General features: G+C 37.1%; 13 protein-coding genes. 6 read left to right on the top strand and 7 right to left on the bottom strand.

Translation table 11 applies throughout. From position 1 onward, the window contains the following. Nucleotides 1-151: 151 nt before the first annotated feature. A complete protein-coding gene (locus IW16_RS00400; RefSeq protein WP_034738596.1) occupies nucleotides 152-1,168 on the top strand; it encodes a zinc metalloprotease in 1,017 nt (338 codons plus the stop codon). A gap of 60 nt (nucleotides 1,169-1,228) precedes the next feature. Here IW16_RS00400 and IW16_RS00405 read toward each other — a convergent pair whose 3' ends face one another. The 3 genes from IW16_RS00405 to IW16_RS00415 all read right to left on the bottom strand — a co-directional run bounded on the left by IW16_RS00405 (nucleotide 1,229) and on the right by IW16_RS00415 (nucleotide 6,206). Beyond that, the gene (locus tag IW16_RS00405) at nucleotides 1,229-3,094 is read right to left on the bottom strand and encodes a M1 family metallopeptidase (protein ID WP_034738597.1); all 1,866 of its coding nucleotides are present in this window, start codon (nucleotides 3,092-3,094) and stop codon (nucleotides 1,229-1,231) included. A gap of 107 nt (nucleotides 3,095-3,201) precedes the next feature. After that, on the bottom strand, nucleotides 3,202-5,574 hold the full coding sequence (locus IW16_RS00410; RefSeq protein ID WP_034738598.1) for an outer membrane beta-barrel family protein: 2,373 nt from the start codon (nucleotides 5,572-5,574) through the stop codon (nucleotides 3,202-3,204). Nucleotides 5,575-5,822: 248 nt separating this feature from the next. Next, nucleotides 5,823-6,206: a GLPGLI family protein gene (locus IW16_RS00415; RefSeq protein ID WP_034738599.1), complete on the bottom strand. Its 384-nt coding sequence runs from the start codon at nucleotides 6,204-6,206 to the stop codon at nucleotides 5,823-5,825. Between the two features lie 128 nt (nucleotides 6,207-6,334). Here IW16_RS00415 and IW16_RS00420 point away from each other — a divergent pair, with 128 nt between their 5' ends. Continuing rightward, nucleotides 6,335-7,654, top strand: coding sequence for a sensor histidine kinase (locus tag IW16_RS00420; protein ID WP_034738600.1), 1,320 nt, complete (start codon nucleotides 6,335-6,337; stop codon nucleotides 7,652-7,654). Beyond that, complete coding sequence (locus IW16_RS00425; protein WP_034738601.1) at nucleotides 7,644-8,327, top strand: response regulator transcription factor; 684 nt, start codon at nucleotides 7,644-7,646, stop codon at nucleotides 8,325-8,327. The genes IW16_RS00420 and IW16_RS00425 overlap by 11 nt, the downstream gene beginning before the upstream one ends. A gap of 6 nt (nucleotides 8,328-8,333) precedes the next feature. Here the strand turns inward: IW16_RS00425 and IW16_RS00430 are convergent, their stop codons facing one another. The 4 genes from IW16_RS00430 to IW16_RS00445 all read right to left on the bottom strand — a co-directional run bounded on the left by IW16_RS00430 (nucleotide 8,334) and on the right by IW16_RS00445 (nucleotide 13,246). Continuing rightward, nucleotides 8,334-9,161 (bottom strand): endonuclease/exonuclease/phosphatase family protein, encoded by an 828-nt coding sequence (locus IW16_RS00430; RefSeq protein WP_034738602.1) that lies wholly within the window; start codon nucleotides 9,159-9,161, stop codon nucleotides 8,334-8,336. 270 nt (nucleotides 9,162-9,431) lie between these two features. Beyond that, nucleotides 9,432-11,630, bottom strand: a complete 2,199-nt coding sequence (locus IW16_RS00435; protein WP_034738604.1) for a M1 family metallopeptidase — start codon at nucleotides 11,628-11,630, stop codon at nucleotides 9,432-9,434. Between the two features lie 80 nt (nucleotides 11,631-11,710). Next, nucleotides 11,711-12,592, bottom strand: a complete 882-nt coding sequence (locus IW16_RS00440; protein WP_034738605.1) for an SDR family oxidoreductase — start codon at nucleotides 12,590-12,592, stop codon at nucleotides 11,711-11,713. A gap of 246 nt (nucleotides 12,593-12,838) precedes the next feature. Continuing rightward, nucleotides 12,839-13,246 (bottom strand): DUF1573 domain-containing protein, encoded by a 408-nt coding sequence (locus IW16_RS00445; RefSeq protein ID WP_034738607.1) that lies wholly within the window; start codon nucleotides 13,244-13,246, stop codon nucleotides 12,839-12,841. 172 nt (nucleotides 13,247-13,418) lie between these two features. Here IW16_RS00445 and IW16_RS00450 point away from each other — a divergent pair, with 172 nt between their 5' ends. The 3 genes from IW16_RS00450 to IW16_RS00460 all read left to right on the top strand — a co-directional run bounded on the left by IW16_RS00450 (nucleotide 13,419) and on the right by IW16_RS00460 (nucleotide 17,751). Further along, on the top strand, nucleotides 13,419-14,666 hold the full coding sequence (locus IW16_RS00450; RefSeq protein WP_034738608.1) for a sensor histidine kinase: 1,248 nt from the start codon (nucleotides 13,419-13,421) through the stop codon (nucleotides 14,664-14,666). Nucleotides 14,667-14,684: 18 nt separating this feature from the next. Then, on the top strand, nucleotides 14,685-15,368 hold the full coding sequence (locus IW16_RS00455) for a response regulator transcription factor (RefSeq protein ID WP_034738611.1): 684 nt from the start codon (nucleotides 14,685-14,687) through the stop codon (nucleotides 15,366-15,368). Between the two features lie 85 nt (nucleotides 15,369-15,453). Then, on the top strand, nucleotides 15,454-17,751 hold the full coding sequence (locus tag IW16_RS00460; protein ID WP_084694471.1) for a GH92 family glycosyl hydrolase: 2,298 nt from the start codon (nucleotides 15,454-15,456) through the stop codon (nucleotides 17,749-17,751). Nucleotides 17,752-17,885 lie beyond the last annotated feature (134 nt).

The following is a 17,885-nucleotide window of genomic DNA, read 5'->3' on the forward strand; positions in this document are numbered from 1 at the left end:
TATGATTAAAATTCAACTAAATCACTAAAAACATGAATAATATTCAATAACAATGCGTAATAAATGAAAAATGTTTAAATATTTTTCAAAATATCTTGTTTTTTAATTTTTTATAATATAAATTTGGAGACCAAACCATTAACAATATATTATGAAAAACTTAGTATTCGGAGCTCTTATTCTGGGCTTCATGTCCTCCTGTAACAGCGACAGCATTTCCAATCAAGAGGATGCATCACAGGATCCAGGTACCACTTCCGGAATGACCGCCTCAAAAAGAGCCTGCCCTTCTGATGAAATAAGAGAGGAAGCCCTTAGGAATGACCCTGAATTGAGAGCCAGATTCAATGCCAATGAATTACAGTCTGAAAAATTTTCACAAGAACTTAGAATGGGTAAAGTACTGGCAGACGGAACAGTTGAAATCCCTGTTGTTTTTAACGTGATCTACAACACAGCTTCTCAAAATATTTCTGATGCCAGAATCGCAGAACAGATTGCTGTACTGAATGCAGATTATGGAGCTACAAACTCCGATGTTTCCAATACACCGGCAGCATTCCAGTCTTCTACAGCTGGTGATGTAAAAATCCGTTTTAAGCTGGTAGCCACCAACCGTAAACAAAACACAAAAACAGGCTGGAAATCCAATCTGAATGAAATGAAGAAATCCACCACGGGAGGGATCAACCCTACCGATGCTACCAAAAATATGAATATCTGGGTTGTTAATTCTATCCTTGATCAGAATGGCCAGCCTGGAACATTAGGATATGCTTATTATCCCGAAGCTGCCGGATTATGGTATGACGGCCTTGTAATAGGTTATCAATATATTGGAAAAACAGGAGCTTCTGCTCCATTCAATCTGGGAAGAACAGTTACCCATGAAGTAGGTCACTATTTAAACCTTCCTCACCTTTGGGGATCATCCGATGCAGGATGCCAGACAGATTATTCTAATGACACTCCTACTTCTCCTGGTCCTAACTACGGAACACCATCATACCCTCTAAACAGAGTTTGTGGAGGAGTAAGCCGCTCTCAAATGTTTATGAATTACATGGATTATGTAGATGATAAAGCTATGTTTATGTTCTCTGCCAATCAAAAAACCAGAATGCAGGCTGTCGTAGCAGCATCCGGCCCAAGAGCAGGATTAAGATAATACACACCACAATTAACTTTAAATAAAGAAGAGCCTGAATTTTTATTCAGGCTCTTTGCTTTATAATGATTTCGTATTGTTTTCAGGAGTATAATCCATAAAGATATCTCCATCCAATGTCACCGACTTGACTTTCTTTTTAATAGGAACCGTAAGATCGGTCTGTTTCTGGTTTTTCTCCCAAATTCCCGGTGAGAAATGAAGCTTTTCAACAGATCCGTCTTCATAATTCAAAACAGCATCGAAAGGAACTGCAAATCCACCCACATTATCTACATTTACTGTAAGAAGGTCGTTAAGCTGTGAAACTCCGGTTATTTTCAGATCGATATAGTTGTTGGTATAAAACCAGTTTTGAAAAAACCAGTTCAGATTTTTTCCGGAACCTGTATTCATTGAATTAAAATAATCCCATGGTACCGGATGTTTTCCATTCCAGTTATCCATATAATGCAGAAGGGCTTTTTTAAAAAGCTCATCTCCCAAATAGTCTTTTAAAGCAAGATAAGAAAGGGATGCTTTTACATAAGAGTTATTTCCATATCCGGGGCCGCTTACCTGAGTACTCATCGTAATAATCGGTTGATCCTGCTCCGCAGAAGGATCTTTGATCCACTTTTTCACACGGAAATTTTTATAAAAATCTTTCGCTGCCGCTTCTCCATTTTCATCAATTCCGATCAGGTACTCAAGGGTCGTTGCCCAGCCTTCATCCATAAAAGCATAACGGGTTTCATTGATCCCCATATAAAACGGGAAATAAGTATGAGCAATTTCATGATCTGCAGTAAGTCTTGCATCGCGAAGATCATCAGGAATACTTGTATCATTAATCATCATCGGATATTCCATATCGGCATATCCCTGAATGGCGGTCATAACGTTATAAGGATATTCTACGCCCGGCCATTTCTTTGAAAACCAATCCAGGTTATAACGCATCCAGTCTACGTACTGCTCAAAATCTTTTGCCCCCGTTTTATATCCAGCCTGAACACTTGCTCTTTTTGTTTTCAACTGAACGCTTGCTGCATCCCAAACATAATGGCTGCTTAATGCAAAACAGAAATCGGTGATATGATTGGCTTTGAATTTCCACACATTCCATTTATTCTGTTTCGTTACTTTTCCAGATCTCATTTCCTGTTCGGAAGCAATCTGTATGACTTTGTCACTTTTCAGAGAAGCTTTATATCTTTTCAAATATTCCGGCTGAAGCACAGCATCAGGATTCAGAAAATCTCCGGTTGCCCATACCACAAAATTCTTTGGAGCAGAGATGGTAAAACTATAGTCGTTAAAATCATTGTAAAACTCCTGTCTGTCGGAATGAGGAAGCATATCCCAGCCATTATAATCATCATACACAGAAATTCTCGGGAAAGAATAAGCAACATAAAAAGTTTCGGGATCTATCTGCCCTTCTCTTCCACTCTGTACGGAAAGGGGATATTCCCATTCTATTTTAACCTCAGCTTTAGCTCCGGCCTTAAGAGCTTTATTTAATTTTACTTTTTCAACAGTTCCCCAATCATCGCTGTTTACTGTATATTTTTCACCATTGACGATGAATGATTTTATATGAAGACCTGACGACAGGAAATCTTTGGATACCGAACCGGATCTGGGCGACTGTGGCTTATGAAGATTATTCACAAATCTAATGGCCAGCTCATGAAGCTCATCCGGACTGTTGTTGCTGTACGCAATAGTTTCTTTTCCTGAAACAGTCTTAGTTCCGGCATCCACTTTTACTTCAACATTATAAATTCCTTTATTCTGCCAGTAGTTTTTGCCCGGCGCACCGGAAAGATCCCGGGTTCCTTTTTCGTAGGCTTTTTTAATATTCCTCGGCATATATAATTCCTGAGCAGTCATCTGCTGCATCGAAACAGCGGCTACCAAGACATAAAGAAATCGTTTCATATCTCTAATTTTTAAAAATAAGTATCAAAATTAGCGAAAATGTAACACCGGACAGCTATTTCTTTTATAATAATGTTTTATGGTTATTAGTTTTTACATTAAATTCTTTAAAGTCTGTCCTGTTCTGTTGTTTTCTTGATTGTTTTAGCGTTCTTTACAGCCTGATTTCCGAAATTATACTTTAATGAAACTGAAACACTTTGGGTATCACGGTAATCCAGGAAATAGTTATCCTGATTCGCATACCTGGTACTGATTTTCTCTTTGGATGTTTTAAAGATATCGCTAAAGAAAAGACTTGCATCTAATTTCTTGTTAAAGAACTTTTTATTCATTACCAGATAAGTTGTTGATGAACCCGAGATCCTGAAAGTTCCCTGTATTGATGGAGAATTATATCGGTGTCCAATTTCCAGTTTCCAATCACTGCTTTTGTCCAAAGTGAAACTTGTAGAGACATCTGAAGACAAATTCCAGACTTTATTTTTATACAAAATACCGTCAATTCCAACAAAATAATTCTCGTTATGCTCAAGGTTTTCAGAAACGCTTAAACTCCACCAGGGCTTGATTTGAAAGTTTTTATATACACTTACCCCATAAGCCTGTCCTTTTTCGATATTTGTAAAATGATAAATCAGACTGTTGGTGCTGGGTTCCTGATAAGAAATTTCCATTGAAGGATAAATTTCCTTTCTGTAGTAAAGATCAAGATTCCATTCTTTCCAGGAATAGGTGAAATTAAGATTATGAATAATTGTGGCTTTTAATTTCGGATCTCCCTGAAAATAAGAAAACAAGTTATAGTAAGATTTTGCAGGATTCAACCACGAATAGGATGGTCTGCTGATCCTCTTTCCATAAGATAATCCGAATTGGTGATTACTTTCTGTGGTATACTGTGCATATAATGTTGGAAATAATTTCCAGTAACTGTTCTTATTAACCTCATAAGGTTCTGAAACAACTCCTTCCAGATCGGTTTTTTCTGCTCGCAATCCAGCTTTAAAATTCCATTTTCCAGGGTTATAAGCCAATGATGAATACAGCCCGAAATTATGTTCTTTATAGTCAAAAGCATTGCTCTTGTCTCCCCTGTACTGCAATTGTCCATTTTCGTTATCAGAGAATTCAAGCTGGCTATTGGTCTTTACAAAACTGTATTTCGCACCGGATTCCCATTCCCATATACTATTTTTCCACTGATAATCTGCCTGTGTAGAATACAGCTGAACATTACTTTTATCATGGGTTACAAAGTTATTCTCTTTCGGAATCCCGCCTGCAAAGTTGAGAGCTGTGATTACATTCTGATATTTTCTGGCATTATTTCCCGCAAAATAATTCGTCCATGTCAGTTTGCTTTTTTTATTCAGTTTTCTTTCCACCTGAAAGCTTAATGAATTATTAATGGATCTCGACTCATGATCATTAATGGTTATATAATTAGATTCTACATTATTTTGACTGTTATAAATCAAAGTCGGTACATGATAGGTTCCGAAAGACTTAGGACTGAAAAAACCTGAATAATTAAGACTTACATTAGTCAGACTGTCAATTTCATATTCTACATTAAAGTTCAGTGTATTTTGACTTTTATTACGGTCTTTCCGATTCATCGTGCTCACCCAGCGGGTTTTATCTTCTACATAATTTACGTAATCCGTCCCTTCGCGATAGTAGGTTCCACTTCCAAGAAAATAACTTCCCATCAGAGAAAGTTTATCTTTTTTATAATATTGAGAAATCCCAGCGACTCCTTTTGCATATTGAGTCTGTACATATTTAGAAGAAAGAATACCACGATATCCTTCCACTTTATTTTTCTTCATGACAATATTCAAAACAGCACTTCCAGATGCTTCATACCTGGCTGGCGGATTGGTAATCACTTCTACTGATTTCACCTCTTCTCCCTGAGTATTTTCCAACAGATTTTTCAACTCATCTCCGGTCAGCATTACTTTTTTGTCATTAATAGTTACCAGAATACTTTGACTTCCTTTAATGGCCAGTACATCATTACTGGCTGTAATACCGGGTGTCTTTTTGAGAATCTCCCAGGCGTTGAGCGATGAAATATTACTATTTTCAACATTAAATTCCAGCCTGTCTATTTTCCTTTTTATCACAGGTTTTTGTTTGGTCATCACTACTTCCTGAATCTCCTGTATCTCTTTTTTTAAAACGATCTGCAAAGGAGCCTCCTGTCTTTCAAGATCAAGATCTTTTTCAAATTGGGTATATTCAAGATCTTTAATAATCAATTTTACCGATTTTTCTGAAATCCCTTCAAGCGTAAAACCACCACTCTCATTAGTCGTGATCTTTTTTATCAAAATATTCTGCAAATTATAAATCTCAACAGAAACTAAAGGAAGTTTTTCATTCTGAGTATTCACAACCGTGCCCTCAATTTTTCGTTGTTGTGAAAGGATCAAAACCGGAAGGCACAAAAAAATTAGAAATTTATACATGATTTATTTTTAAGGAGTAAATACTGTTCTGAGAATACATAGAGCATCCACAGAACTTCTGATGCAAAAATCCACATTCCCTTAAAGAATACCGGTTAATGAAAAGTTAATGATGGGTTAATGTCTATTGTAATAAGCTGACCGAAACTTTCAACATAAAATGGCTTGAATAGAAATCTATTCAAGCCTCTAAATAACAGTAGAAATATATGTTCTGAATCCGACAAGTAATAGTAATATGCTTGAATCTATGAAGGCATCTTTTTTATATTCCTGCAATACGCCTTCTTCACATTTGTCTTATAAACAAAATCTTTATTGCCATCTTCCACAAAGAGTATTACACCCGGAAGTCCTCCAAGCTGATAATGCTTTGAAGAAATTTTCACATCATGAGTAAACCATGCGGTAAGCACCCTTCCTTCAAACACCGCAGTGGCTTTTTGAAGATTATAATCGCTAAGTCGTTTTGTTTCTGACTCTATTTTCCATTGAATATTATTTTCCGAACCCTTATGGATCTCCACCATTTTATGTCCATCCTCATTTATGGAGTTCTGAACCGCATCAATATCCTGAGCTCCCACCAGAGAACAAACGGATATCCCAAAAAGAACAATTATTTTTTTCACTTCGTAAGAACATCAAAAATTTATCTGCAGTACAAAAGTCATTATTTTATCTAAGAAATTCGGTTAATGAAAGGTTAATGATGGGTTAATGGCAATTGGACAAAAGCGAATGTTTTATATTTGTTACTATGATTTTGAAAAGTAAAAATCTTATTGCTCTTTTTGCAGCACTATTTCTGCTTCTTTTGGGAATACAGGCTTATTTCATGTATAAAACCTATCAGGTTAAAGAGAGGGAAATTTACAGAGATGTACATACCAGACTCACTCGGTTTACTGATAATCTTGATAATAAAGCGAGCATGAAAAAAGTATCCGACGACTCGCTGCAGCATATTCTTATAAAATTTACTAACAAAGAAATCGACAAAAAAGAATTTTTAAGTCTTTTTGAACAGAATAGAAAAAATACACAAGACTATTTTAGTAAGTACGTAGATCATCAGTTCGAAAATCAGGGATATAAAGTCGCTGTGAAAATTCAATATACATCCATTTTTTTTCTACCCTCCAAAACCAAACTCATTGACCAGCCAATTACCCTTTTTGAAACTAAAAACAAGGTAATTAAAGCTGGAATCACAAATACAGGGAATTGGGAAACGACTTCTAAATCAACATCCGATGACGAAAAAAAGATTACCAAAAACAACAGCTTTCATGTAAAAAGCAAAACGGAATTTGAAATTTTAAATATTAAAAGCATTGTTTTCAAAGAACTCACCTTACTCTTCCTTTGTTGTATTGCCCTATTGACAAGTGTTCTGATACTGTACATTTTCACTGTTAAAAATTTAATTCAACAACAGAAACAGGTAGAAGTTCTCCACACTGTTGTGGACAACATTTCCCATGAATTTAAAACCCCTATTGCTACGCTTAAAATAGCATGTAAGGCCTTGAAAAAAGACTGGAACCCTGAGACCCTTCCCCTGATCGACCGTCAGATTGTCCGTCTTGAAAACCTGATGCTGCAACTTCACAAGGATGAAACATCTGAAGAAACACCTTTAATAAAAGGTGAGGACTGGAGCTTTTTCATACAGGATCTGGCCTTTACCTTTCCCGATACAAATTTTGAAGTGAGTAACCAGATTTCAGAAGAACTTCCATTGGACAAAAATCTAATGGAGACCGTCATTAAAAACCTTTGTGAAAACAGTGTAAAATACGGATCTTCTGAAATTAAAATCAATATCAGCAGCCATTCCAAAAACCTAAAAATAGAAATCATCGACAACGGCTCCGGTATAGAAAAAAAGGAACTCAAGCATATTTTTGAAAAATTTTACAGAATCCAATCCAATAATATCCACAACACCAAGGGGCTGGGTCTCGGACTTTATTTTGTTAAAAATATCGTAACCAAATATCACGGCCATATAGATGTTTCGAGCCGTCCAAAAGCCGGAACCACATTTAAAATATCCATTCCCTATGAAAATTAAGATCCTTCTGGCAGAAGACGACCCGGATTTCGGGATGATCCTTAAACAATACCTTGAACTGGAAGACTTTGACGTGACATGGTTTCAGAATCCTGAAGATATTGCCGGTCTTTTGAGTACAGATTTCCCTTTTCACATTGGTATTCTGGACATCATGATGCCCTCCATTGACGGTTTTACTTTAGCCAAAATGATTTTAAAGGAGAAAAATAATTTCCCGCTGCTCTTCCTGACCGCCAAAAACCAGAAAATAGACCGCCTGATGGGACTGAAGATCGGAGCTGATGATTACATTGCCAAACCATGCGATCCTGAAGAGCTGATTTTAAGAATCAGGAACATTCTTAAAAGAACCCAACCGGTTTCTTCACCACAGATCAGGATCGGAACCTATTCCTTAGATACAGAAAAGCTGGTCCTTTCACACCCGGAAGGAAATGTCCGCCTTACAATCAGAGAACGAGAACTCCTTTTATACCTTTTAAAATACAACGGTACTATGATCAAACGGGATGATATTCTGGACAGTCTTTGGGAAACCAATGATTATTTTACAGGAAGAAGCCTTGACGTATTTATGAGCAGACTTAGAAAATATTTCATTAATGATCCTCAAATAAAAATCCAATCCCTGAGAGGAATTGGATTTGAAGTTGATTTTCCAATGAATTGACCTGAGTTAAAATGAAAGCTCTGCCAAAACCGGAAAGTGATCCGACGGATACAGCAGGCTTTCTCTTCTGTCATTGATATGTCGTTGGGATTTTATTTTGAATCCTTTTACAAAAATATAATCGATTCTGTCTTTTGGAATTTCATTGACATTAAAGGCTGTAAATGTTCCTTTCGGTCCGTAAGGCTTTGTATCGGAATGATAAAAACTGTCATTCAGATTCTTTGAAAGGATTTTTATCGGTTCTGAATCTTCCGTTAAATTAAAATCACCGCTTAAGGTTACAGGAAGATTTTTGGGATTCATCTCTTTGATCTTTTTCAAAATAAGTTCTGAAGATTTCACCCGCGCCACATTTCCGATATGATCAAAATGAAGATTCATAGCCAGAAATTCCTTTTTGGATTTTTTGTCTTTAAAAACAGCATAGGTACAGATTCTGTTGAGTGCAGCATCCCATCCTCTTGACGGTGTCTCAGGTGTTTCTGAAAGCCAAAATGTTCCGGACTTTACCACCTCAAGTCTGGAGGTATCATAAAAAATAGCTGAAAACTCACCTTTTTCTTTTCCGTCATCTCTTCCTACTCCTACATAATCATAATTTTTAAGTCCTGCCTTAATGTCTTTCATCTGCTCCGGCAATGCTTCCTGAACTCCGAAATAATCAGGATGATAATAATTTAATAAATCCACAGCATCCTGTTTTCTTTCGGTCCAGGCATTTTCCTTATCTGATGTCACCTGAAGTCTGATATTAAAGCTCATCACTTTAAGATCCTGTGAAAACCCCATTGCAAACAACAGCAAGGATACGATTGAAAATCTGAAATTCATAACCCTATTTTTAAATTAGAACAACAAAAATAAAACATCTGGGTGAGAGACCATGAAGGTTTGGGGCTACATTATTGTTAAATCGCTGAATTAAAAAAAAACAGCTAAGTTTAAAATATTTGTTATTTACCTCATTGAGATTCCCTTTCATAAGAAACTGAACATAAGTCAAGAACACCTACATCTTCTCACATTATCCCTACCATAAAAAAGGCCTGAACTTCAAATACATGAAATTCAGGCCTCTCAATAAGAATTAAAGCTATATTGTTATTCTCTGCTAAATTTATATTCTCTTCCACCCTGTTTAAAAACAACGTCTTTTTTGTCTTTACCAAATACCAGCGCTATGCCAGCTTCGTCAAAAGTAAACTGATTGTCTCCGGCATATTCCAGAGGAATTTCCTGCTGACCTCCTGCTTTAAGAAAAAGCTGACCGTTCTTATCCGTAAATATTAATTTAATCGGAGCATCTTTCGTCGCATATATTCCTGCAAAATCTTTGGTATTAATTTTCTCAACAGGTTTAGCCTGAGCCGAAGACCATGTATTATTTTTAGGATTAACATCAGGAACCTGAGAATCCGGATCCAACATAACTTCATCAATTTCTTTCGTTGAATTTACTTTGAAAAGCCATTCTGTATTTCGCTTCCAAACCTCAACCGGAATCTTCACCAGCTGTTTTGAACCATCTTTGAATTTTATCTGAACAGTCGTAGGCATAGGCAGCTGACCAAGATTCTCCACTATAACCTGAGCTCCGTTTTTGAAATCTCCGTTTACATATTTTACGTCTTTTACAGACTGGTCAATTTTCCACTTATTGATGAACCATCCTCTCCAGAACCAGTTCAGTTCTTCTCCGGAAACATTTTCCATCGTATGGAAGAAATCCCAAGGTGTAGGATGTTTGAAAGCCCATCGGTCGATGTATGTTTTAAAAGCTTTGTCAAATTTTTCAGGCCCAAGAATCGTTTCTCTTAAAACCTGAAGTCCCATCCCCGGTTTATAATAAGCCAAAGACCCGATACTTCTCTCCTTCATATTATCAGGACCTACCATAATTGGTTCCAGATTATCACTCATCATGAAACCTCCGCTTCTCGCAATATTTTTCTTACTGTAGTATTCTCCGTTGTTAAAAGCCTTTGTGGATAATTCGTTTATAAAAGTATTGAAGCCTTCATCCATCCACGCAAACAGCCTTTCGTTTGAACCCACAATCATCGGAAACCAATTGTGTCCGAACTCATGATCCGTCACGCCCCAAAGATCTTCACCCGCAGAATCCATATGACAGAATACAATTCCTGGATACTCCATTCCTCCTTCATTTCCTGCTACATTGGTAGCGGCCGGATAGGTGTATTCATACCATTTCTGAGAATAATGTTCAATCGCTGCTTTTGTATATTCTGTAGATCTGCCCCAGGCTTTATTTCCGGCACTTTCTGAAGGGTAGGCAGATATTGCCACAGATTTTTTGCCACTCGGAAGATTTATTTTGGCTGCATCCAGGATAAATGCCGGTGATGAAGCCCATGCAAAATCACGGGTCTGGTCAATTTTGAACTTCCAAGTTTTCGTCCCTGTAGCCTGATTTTTTCCTATTTCGGACTCAGGACGGATCATCACTGTTTTGTCACTGTTTCTTGCCTGTTCCCAACGGCTATTCTCTTCTTTACTGTATACCTCTTTATAATTCAACAGTTCGCCGGAAGCTACCACGTAATGGTTTGCCGGTACTGTGATATTCGCTGAAATATTTCCATATTCCAGGTAAAATTCTGCAGCTCCAAGATAAGGAAGTGTATTCCAGCCCATCACATCATCATAAACGCACATTCTGGGATACCATTGGGCGATGGTAAATATTTTACCGTTTTTCGTCTTCTGAACTCCCATTCTGTCCGACCCATACTCAGGTGAAATAAAAGAATACTCAATTTTAATTTTGGCAACTCCGCCCTTAGCCTTAAGTTCTTTCGGAAGATCAATCTGCATTCTGGTATCGGTGATCGTATATTTTACTTCTTTACCGTCCAGTTTTACAGATTTTATTTTGTAACCCCCTTCCAGCTCTTCACCATGAGCTCCGTTTCTGCTTCCCGATGGCGGTACTACTGCATTTCCACGGGAATCTTTTGCAAATAAATTCTGGTCAAGCTGCAACCAAAGAAAGCCCAATTGGTCAGGGCTGTTATTCGTATAGGTAATATCAGCAGTTCCGGTGATTTCATTTTTCGCATCATTAAGACTTACATTCAGATCATAATCTGCTGAATTCTGCCAGTACGCATGTCCCGGCTGCCCACTTGCAGAACGGGTTTCTGTACCGGTTTGAGGATAAAAGAAAGGTTTGAATGCCTCTACATAGCTGTATTTCGGGCTTTCCTGAGCTAAGGCTGATCCCGAAAAAAGGAATACTGCCGCTGCAACCACAAGGCTTGGAAGTTTATAATTCATTTGGAATAATTTATACTATTTCTCTGATAAGTTATAAAAAATCCCGGAATCGTTACAAGTCCGGGATTTTTTTATCAAATTTAATTTGTTTTCTTTGCCTTAATCATCGCTTCCAGCGCATCCCACATCTCCTTCGGTATATCTTCAAGCATATTGAATTCTCCGGCTCCCTGAAGCCATTCACCGCCATCTATGGTCACTACTTCACCGTTCATATAAGCAGAATAATCTGAAACAAGATAAGCCGCAAGATTGGCAAGCTCCTGATGCTCTCCTACTCTTCTCAACGGAACTTTTTTCTTCATGTCAAACTTTTCCTGCAGATCTCCCGGAAGCAATCTGTCCCAGGCTCCTTTGGTAGGGAAAGGTCCCGGAGCAATTGCATTGAAACGGATCCCGTACTTCGCCCATTCTACAGCTAAAGATCTTGTCATAGCCAAAACCCCAGCTTTGGCACACGCTGAAGGAACTACATAAGCAGATCCTGTCCAGGCATAAGTAGTTACAATATTCAGAACAGTTCCGGGGCTTTTAGAATCGATCCAGTGCTTTCCAATAGAAAGTGTACAGTTCTTAGTTCCTTTTAAAACAATATCTAAAATAGAATCAAAAGCCGAATGCGTCAATCGTTCTGTCGGAGAAATAAAGTTTCCCGCTGCATTATTCAGGAGAATATCAATCCTTCCGAATTCTTTCAATGCTGCTTCTTTCATAGCTTCTACTTCATCCCAGTTTCTCACATCACAGGCAACACATAAAACTTTTCCTCCAGTCTCTTCTTCTAATTCTTTTGCTGTACCCTGTAATTTCTCCAGATTCCGGGAAGTGATCACCACTTTTGCGCCCAGCTCCAGAAAATATTTGGTCATTGCTTTTCCCAGACCGCTTCCGCCTCCGGTTACAATTGCTACTTTATCTTGCAGTGCACCTTCGCGCAACATGGGCTGTGTATATAAATTCATATGACTTTATTTTTTCCTAAAAATACTAAATATTGAATTCATGCCATTTAAAATAATGGGATAAATAATAATGTTATAAATAGTTATTCTCCATTGAACATTTATAAATCCTACAAAAAAATGCTATTAACTTAGAAAGCAGGAGATAAATAAATTCCACTCTGGAAAAAGAAACAACAAGAAAACAGCCCTGTCACGGATGACAGGGCTGTTAAATTTTTATATGATGTTATGATCGTCAATGTATTATGAAACAACCACTCCTTTAAACGAAAGTGTTTTAGGAGTTTTACTTTCGCTTGTAGTAACATTAACAGTTTTCATAAATGCACCTGCAGCCGCTGCGTTATAACTCGCTTCTACAAAACCTTTTTTCCCGGGAAGGATTGGTGTTTTTGTATAATCTGCTGTTGTACATCCACATGAAGGGGCTACGTTTTCTATAACAATTGGTTTTGCAGAGGTATTGGTAAATTCAAATCTGATAAGTTTCGGTTTTCCCTGAGGAATATTTCCGACGTCAATAGATTCAGATTTCCACTTGATGGCATCAGCAATCATAGTTACGATTGATGTTTCAGCCGTAAACATATTTGCATAAAATGGAGAGAATGCCAGTACAGCTAAAAGAGCTGTAATTTTTAATTTTTTCATGAGTATAAATTTTAATAGTTAATAAAAATCAAATGAATCGGTTATTACCTTTTGATATAGCAAATATAAAAGACTTAATCAATACAACTTGTTAACTGTTGTCCAACATTTGTTAACGAGTTGTTAACGATCAAAGATTAATAGATATTTTTAGATAATATTGCTTCAGAAAATGAAAATAAAAAAACTCAATATTATTATAACACTGGGGTTCGTTGCTATTATCGGAATTTTGATAGCACAGCTTCTTTGGGTCCGTCAGGCCTATAATCTTGAAGACAGAAAATTCAATCAAAAAGTAAGTATCGCGCTACAGGAAGTTGCAGAGAAATTATCGGGAGGAAAAACTTCGTTTACAGAAAACCCTGTACAAATTATTGCCAACGATTATTATGTAGTCAATACCAATAATGAATTTCATCCTGTCGTTCTGGAACATTATCTGAGAACAGAATTCAACCGTTTTCAAGTGAATACAGATTATGTATATGCATTATATAACTGCCACAGCGATAAAATGATTTATGGGAAATATATGTCGAAAAATCAGGAAAGCCCAAGTGATAAGGTTATTAATTTCCCCAAGCATAAAAATCTGATCTATTATTTTTCCATCAGATTTCCTGATAAAACGACCTATCTGATCAGCTCTCTGCGTTTTTGGTATCTACTTACCTTTGCCCTTATTATCATTCTCCTGGTGTATGTTTATTCGATCTATACTATTATTCAGCAAAAGAAATTCTCAGAATTGCAGCGTGATTTTATCAACAATATGACCCATGAATTCAAAACTCCGTTATCCTCTATACTTTTAGCTTCAGAATCCCTTAGTAAGCAAGATATAGTAAAGGAAAGTCCCAAATTACAAACTTATACGTCCATTATTATCAATCAGAGTTATAAGCTTAATAATCACATTGAAAAAATACTGAATATTGCCAAAAACGACAGTTCCGGACTTTCACTAAAACCTCAAAAAATAATATTACTTCCATTCATTCAGGAAATTGCAGATACTATAAAGCAAAAGAATGAAGACATAACGATCATTATAGAAATCGAAAACAGTTTCTCGATAATTGCAGATGAGTTTCACTTTACAAACATCATTTACAACATTCTAGATAATTCCATCAAGTATTGCGAAACAAAACCTCAAATACTCATTTCTGCCTATAAAGATTCAAAAGGTCTATATTTAAAGTTTAAAGACAACGGAATGGGAATTCCTGCTAAAAATATTCCTCATATTTTTGAAAAATTTTACAGGGTGAACACGAAAAAGAGCGAGGGAATTAATGGTTTTGGGTTAGGATTGTTTTATGTAAAAAAAATCATCCGGCAGCATAACTGGAAAATTTCGGTTGAGAATAATAAAGACAGAGGAATTACCACAACGATTTTTTCCCCGTTTTAAATTTAATAAGGTGTAAGTATGGCGAAATCTAAAATTTTATATGCAGAAGATGATGAAACGATTGCTTTCCTGATTCAGGACAGCCTGGAAAGTTATTATGAAATCAACTGCTATCCGGATGGAAAATCTGCACTTGATGCATTCAACAGCCAGAGTTTTGACATTTGCCTGCTGGATATTATGATGCCAGAGCTCAACGGATTTGAAGTAGCGCAGGAAATCCGGAATAAAAATTCTGAAATCCCCATCATTTTTATTTCTGCAAAAGCTTTAAAAGAGGACAGAATCAAAGGACTGAAAATTGGAGCTGACGATTATCTGGTAAAACCATTCAGTATAGAAGAATTGATCCTGAAAATTGAAGTTTTCCTTAAACGCACAAGAAAAACGGAAATCTCCCCTCTGAAATATAAGGTAGGAAAATATGATTTTGATCCAAAAAACTATACCCTCCGGGACAGGGAAAACAGCATAACACTTACCCAAAGAGAATCTGATCTCCTTTTTTATTTTATCCGCCACAAAAACATGGTACTCAAAAGACAGGATATCCTGAAGGCAATCTGGGGAGATGATGACTATTTCATGGGGCGGAGTCTGGATGTTTTTATTTCCAGATTACGAAAGGTATTGGCTGATGAACAAAATATTTTGATAGAGAACCTGCACGGAATTGGTTTTAGGTTTTCTGAAAAAGAATAAATTACGATTGAATTGCATCTCATTGGAAACAGTAATTAATTATTCTTTGATTTTTAATTAATTTTAACCTTTGAAAACTTTTTTAATGAAAAATCACGGAACAACTGTTTGTCTATTTCTTTTATTTTTTAGTTTACATCTTAAAGCTCAAAAATTTGAAAAATTAATACAATACGTCAATCCCTTAATCGGAACTGAAAAAATGGGACATACCTATCCCGGTGCTACTGTTCCCTTCGGTGCTGTACAGCTGAGTCCGGAAACGGATACAATATCCTATGAACTCAATGGGAAATACAATGGTGAAGTCTATAAGTATTGTGCCGGATACCGATATGAAGACAAAACAATCGTTGGCTTCAGTTCCACACACTTCAGCGGAACGGGACATTCCGATCTCGGAGATTTTTTAATAATGCCAACTGTAGGAAAACTCCAGTTGAATCCAGGAACTGCCTCAAATCCTGAAAATGGCTACAGAAGCAGATTTTCTCACCAGAACGAAAAAGCAGAAGCCGGATATTATAAGGTAAAACTGGACGATCATAATATTCTGGCAGAACTGACTGCCTCGACAAGAACCGGTGTCCACCGTTACACATTCCCTAAGTCTGATCAGGCACATATCATTTTAGACCTCACGGCTGGGATCTACAATTATGACGGCAAAAATGTATGGACTTATGTCCGCGTTGAAAATGACGGTACCGTTACCGGCTATCGTCAGACTAACGGCTGGGCAAGAACAAGAACGGTTTACTTTGCGATGAAATTCTCAAAACCGTTTAAGTCATACGGTCAGAAAAATTTCGACGGCTCACAGGCATACAAAGGATTCTGGAGAAAATTTGATCAGAACAAAAACTTCCCGGAAATCGCAGGTAAAAATCTTAAAATGTATTTTGATTTTGACACTCAGGAGAACGATGCTATTGAAGTCAAATTAGCTATATCTCCTGTAAGCCAAACCAACGCATTAGAAAATCTGGAAAAAGAAACCGGAAGTCTGTCTTTTGATCAGATAAAAGCAAAAGCTCAGGAAAACTGGAATAAAGAACTGAATAAAATTGTCATCCAAGGTTCAGAAACAGAAAAGACCAACTTTTATACAGCAATGTACCATACCTTCATCAGCCCTACCACGTATATGGATATCAATGGGGAATATAAAGGCTTGGATCAGAATGTTCACAAAGCAGAAGATTTTACCAATTATACGACTTTCTCAATCTGGGATACCTATCGTGCCCTTCACCCTTTCTTTAATATTATACAGCCAAAACGTAACAATGATATGGTGAAATCAATGATGGCACATTATGATCAGTTCTCGATGAAAATGCTGCCGATATGGTCACATTATGCCAACGATAATTGGTGTATGAGCGGTTATCACAGCGTAAGCGTAGCAGCTGATGCAGTGATCAAAGGCAATTACAACGGTGATCCTAAAGAACTATTAAAGGCCTGTATCGCAACAGCCAATAAAAGAGATTATGAAGGCATCGGGGCTTATATCGATATGGGCTATATTCCTGCTGAAAAAAACGGCACCTCAGTTTCGAACACTCTGGAATATGCTTATGACGACTGGGCGATTGCCCAACTCGCAAAACATTTAGGAGAAACGGAAGTTTATAACCAGTTTATCAAGCGTTCTGAAAACTGGAAAAATAATTTTGATCCGAAAGCAGGCTTTATGCGTCCACGTCTTGCAGATGGCAGCTTTAAAAAAGATTTTGACGTACTGAGTACGCATGGCCAAGGATTTATTGAAGGTAATTCATGGAACTACAGCTTCTTTGTTCCTCAAAACCCTGACGGGTTGATACAGGCAATGGGCGGAAAGAAAAAGTTCGCTTCAAAATTGGATGAACTTTTTAACATGCATCTTCCTGATGAATTTTTTGCTGATACAGAAGATATTACGCGCGAAGGAATCATTGGTGGCTATGTTCACGGAAACGAACCGGCTCACCATGTTGCCTATTTTTATAACTGGGCAGGACAACCCTGGAAAACCCAGGCTGAGATCCGCCGTATTTTAGAAATGCAGTACAAAGCTACTCCGGACGGTCTTGGCGGAAACGACGATGCCGGGCAAATGAGTGCATGGTATATTTTAAGCTCACTCGGATTTTATCCCGTAGCACCCGGATCAGAAGACTATGCGATCGGAAGCCCTGCTGTAGACCACGCAGTTTTGAATCTGGAAAACGGGAAAAAGTTTGAAATTGAAGCAATCAATCAAAATCCGAAAAATGTGTATGTTGAAAAAATTCTTCTGAACGGTAAAGAGATTAAGAATTTCACACTCAAACATTCTGAAATCACGACTGGAGGAAAGCTTACATTTTATATGAGCGCTAAGGCAAAGAAATAAATCTTTTCTTAACCACAAAATTTGCAACGTTTTTAAAACACTTAAATATTTTCTTAAGTTTAACATACATAGTATATCGAAAGAATACTTAAGTTTTTGTGAAGATCTATAATGTTCATAAAAACTCAGATTCG

Source organism: Chryseobacterium vrystaatense, from assembly GCF_000737765.1.
GTDB lineage: Bacteria > Bacteroidota > Bacteroidia > Flavobacteriales > Weeksellaceae > Chryseobacterium > Chryseobacterium vrystaatense.

Bases quoted from the DNA above. Each gene is read 5' to 3' on its own strand.
- IW16_RS00400 (WP_034738596.1), top strand. From the start codon at position 152: ATGAAAAACTTAGTATTCGGAGCTCTTATTCTGGGCTTCATGTCCTCC.
- IW16_RS00405 (WP_034738597.1), bottom strand. From the start codon at position 3,094: ATGAAACGATTTCTTTATGTCTTGGTAGCCGCTGTTTCGATGCAGCAG.
- IW16_RS00410 (WP_034738598.1), bottom strand. From the start codon at position 5,574: ATGTATAAATTTCTAATTTTTTTGTGCCTTCCGGTTTTGATCCTTTCA.
- IW16_RS00420 (WP_034738600.1), top strand. From the start codon at position 6,335: ATGATTTTGAAAAGTAAAAATCTTATTGCTCTTTTTGCAGCACTATTT.
- IW16_RS00425 (WP_034738601.1), top strand. From the start codon at position 7,644: ATGAAAATTAAGATCCTTCTGGCAGAAGACGACCCGGATTTCGGGATG.
- IW16_RS00430 (WP_034738602.1), bottom strand. From the start codon at position 9,161: ATGAATTTCAGATTTTCAATCGTATCCTTGCTGTTGTTTGCAATGGGG.
- IW16_RS00435 (WP_034738604.1), bottom strand. From the start codon at position 11,630: ATGAATTATAAACTTCCAAGCCTTGTGGTTGCAGCGGCAGTATTCCTT.
- IW16_RS00440 (WP_034738605.1), bottom strand. From the start codon at position 12,592: ATGAATTTATATACACAGCCCATGTTGCGCGAAGGTGCACTGCAAGAT.
- IW16_RS00445 (WP_034738607.1), bottom strand. From the start codon at position 13,246: ATGAAAAAATTAAAAATTACAGCTCTTTTAGCTGTACTGGCATTCTCT.
- IW16_RS00450 (WP_034738608.1), top strand. From the start codon at position 13,419: ATGAAAATAAAAAAACTCAATATTATTATAACACTGGGGTTCGTTGCT.
- IW16_RS00455 (WP_034738611.1), top strand. From the start codon at position 14,685: ATGGCGAAATCTAAAATTTTATATGCAGAAGATGATGAAACGATTGCT.
- IW16_RS00460 (WP_084694471.1), top strand. From the start codon at position 15,454: ATGAAAAATCACGGAACAACTGTTTGTCTATTTCTTTTATTTTTTAGT.